The sequence below is a fragment of the Vibrio sp. 2134-1 genome (assembly GCF_033339495.1).
Genome location: NZ_JAWOUS010000456.1, coordinates 1 through 684, shown reverse-complemented (window position 1 = coordinate 684; position 684 = coordinate 1). Strand labels below are relative to the sequence as shown.

The following is a 684-nucleotide window of genomic DNA, read 5'->3' as shown; positions in this document are numbered from 1 at the left end:
TGGATTTTTTCTAATACCGCATTCGTTACTTGAATTTGCAATGGTGCACTGGTGATCGCATCTTTGGTGGCGTAAACCATTGCCTGCCCTACCGCAAGACCTTTAACGCGAGCGCCTTCTAGTTGTAGAACATCTTGATTATCAACCCACCAAGCAACCTGTTCGGTCAACTCAACGCGGCTTTCATCGCTATAAACTCCTTGTGCAGACAGCAGGGTCGAGTTGCCTTTTGCCACGCTCGACGCATTCGTTGTCACTTCAATATTTGTTAGGATTGCATCGGTCACCTGCACTTGTATTGGCTCGCTTTGCACACCATCTAACGCAGCCGTCACCAACGCTGTTCCTTTATGTTTGGCTTTCACAACGTTGTCGACAATCTCAACCACATCGTTGTCGACGTGCCAAGTAATACCTCGGGTGAGGTCGACTTGTTCACCATCGCTCAACGTTCCCATGACCACCAAAGGCTTATGTGTGCCCAACGGCATTTCCAGTGCGGTTGACGAAATCTCCATACTCACTAATACCGCAGGCGTGACAGTAATAGAACCATGCGTACTGGTTAAGCCATCAAGCTCGGCATAGATATCCGCGTCACCCTCATCTTGTGCGGTGAAAATGCCATTTATGCCTGGCATGACGACGCTACAATCTGTGGAATCCCACTCTACGAGATGGCTA

1 protein-coding gene is annotated in these 684 nt (G+C 49.0%); it reads right to left on the bottom strand.

Annotated features, from left to right (window positions below; genetic code table 11):
* A partial coding sequence (locus tag R7R78_RS26590) for an Ig-like domain-containing protein (RefSeq protein WP_225474669.1) occupies window positions 1-641 on the bottom strand: 641 nt, incomplete at its 3' end.
* Between the last annotated feature and the right edge of the window lie 43 nt (window positions 642-684).